3 protein-coding genes are annotated in these 2,314 nt (G+C 38.8%); all 3 read left to right on the top strand.

The window, feature by feature from the left end:
- Window positions 1-193 (top strand): DNA-3-methyladenine glycosylase (locus tag AC1DPQ_RS25295; RefSeq protein ID WP_477611251.1); only part of this gene is annotated, 193 nt, incomplete at its 5' end.
- Window positions 194-207: 14 nt separating this feature from the next.
- Window positions 208-1,548: a kynureninase gene (gene kynU / locus AC1DPQ_RS25290; protein ID WP_477611250.1), complete on the top strand. Its 1,341-nt coding sequence runs from the start codon at window positions 208-210 to the stop codon at window positions 1,546-1,548.
- Between the two features lie 28 nt (window positions 1,549-1,576).
- Window positions 1,577-2,314: bestrophin family protein (locus AC1DPQ_RS25285; RefSeq protein ID WP_477611249.1), on the top strand; the 738-nt coding region annotated here is incomplete at its 3' end.

Here is a 2,314-nt window from a genome sequence, read left to right as displayed (position 1 = left end):
AGATAAAGCTTTTAACGCCAAAAATCTAACCGGAGATGAAATCTGGATCGAGGATCATGCTATCCGCTACCTAGATGAAGATATTGCTGCCACACCTCGCGTGGGCATTGCATACGCAAAAGAGCATGCTTTATTACCGTGGCGGTTCTTTGTAAAAGGCAATAAATATGTGAGCAAACCAAACAAGGTTTGATAAAATAACATAAATTGAAAAGCAGGTTTGGAAACAATACCTGCTTTTTTTGTATTATTGAGGCAATGAATTTTGAAAACAACTTATTATTCGCACAAACACAAGACGAAACCGACCAGCTACGCGATTTCAGGTCTCAGTTTTTATTTCCAAACCATAACGGAAAATATTTTATTTACCTGTGCGGCAACTCATTAGGACTTCAACCTAAAGTAGCCAGTGAGGTTTTAAAAAATCAGCTTAACAACTGGGCTAACTATGCAGTAGAGGGCTGGTTCGATGGAAATGAACCCTGGATGTTCTATCACAAGGCACTCAAAAAGTTAATGGCCCCGATTGTTGGCGCACTACCATCAGAGGTATGCCCGATGAATACCCTAACTGTAAACCTCCATTTATTAATGGTTAGTTTCTATCAGCCTAAAGGTAAACGATTTAAGATCATCATGGAGGGTGGCGCATTCCCATCCGACCAATACGCAATAGAAAGCCAGGTAAGATTTCATGGTTTCGACCCAAAAGAAGCGATTATAGAGGTTTTCCCCAATGAAGGCGAAGAAATACTTCATACCGAAGATATCTTGGCTAAAATCAAAGAAAATGCAGATGAGATCGCTTTGGTTTTATTTGGTGGAATAAACTATTACACAGGACAATGGTACGATATGGAAACCATTACAAAGGCAGGGCATGAAATCGGCGCAATTGTAGGCTGGGATCTGGCGCATGCCGCAGGTAATGTTCCTGTAAAACTTCACGATTGGGATATTGATTTTGCCTGTTGGTGCTCATATAAATATCAAAATTCAGGTCCGGGGGGAATAAGCGGAATCTTTGTTCACGAAAAACATTTCAGCAACACCGAATTAAACCGCTTTGCAGGATGGTGGGGTTATCAGGAAAGTAAGCGTTTTAAAATGGAAAAAGGCTTTATTCCAGAAGCCGGGGCAGACGGCTGGCAGGTAAGTTGCACACAGGTAATGCCAATGGCTTTATATCATGCTTCACTTCAGATTTTCGAACAAGCAGGCTTTATTGAACCATTAAGAAATAAAAGTGTTACTTTAACTGCATATCTTGAATTTATTATAAATGAAGTGAATAAGGAATTAGGCATAATGCAATATAAAATCATCACACCTAAAGTAACTAAAGATAGAGGCGCCCAGTTATCCATCATCGCACAGCAAAATGGTAAACAGATTTTTGATGGCTTAATGGCAAACCACGTACTTGGCGATTGGCGCGAACCTGATGTAATCCGCTTAAGCGCAGTCCCTCTTTATAACTCTTTCGAAGATGTTTATTTGGCCGGACAAGCACTTTTAAAAGTAAGTAAAGAGGTTTTACGATAAAAGGTTCATCAAATAAAAAAGCAAGAAAATGATCAATTACAACCCTAAAGACTGGAGTACCTTCATTTTTCATATCCATAAAAGTGATACTTTTAGAAAACTGTGGCCATTAATGCTTGCGGTAGCTGTTTTTTCGGGCCTGGTTGCATTTGCCGAACTCAATTTTTTTCAACTTTCTAAAAGCAGCTATGTGACCAATATAGGCATGATGCATAGCTTATTGGGCTTTGTATTATCAATGCTACTGGTTTTCAGAACAAATACAGCATACGACAGGTGGTGGGAAGGAAGAAAGTTATTGGGATCGTTAACGAATGTGAGCCGCAACCTGGCCTTGAAAATAAAAGCGCTTAAATTAACAGAAGAAGATGTCCGTTTTTTCGAATACGGCATTCCTAAATATGCTTTTGCTTTAAAAGAACATTTACGCGAAAGGATGTATTTTGGCAAAAACAGTCTTTTGATAGAGGTTGAAGAAGGTAAGCACGTACCAAACCAGATTGCAGGCAGCTTAATTAACAGGTTATACGAACTACTCGAAAAAGGCGCTATTTCGCAGGAACAATTTATTGTGCTTTCTGGCGATTTTAATCAATTTACCGATATCTGTGGTGCTTGCGAACGCATTAAAAACACACCGATCCCATATTCTTACAGTGCTTTTATCAAGAAATTCATCTTTATTTACGTAATTACTTTACCTATTGGATGGGTATTTAGTTTAGGTTATTTTGTGGTACCCATTGTTCCCTTTATTCTCTATGTA

This window comes from Pedobacter sp. 01T416_2, from assembly GCF_056398925.1.
The sequence above is the reverse complement of the archived record's forward strand: the minus strand, read 5'-3'. Positions and strand labels throughout refer to the sequence as shown.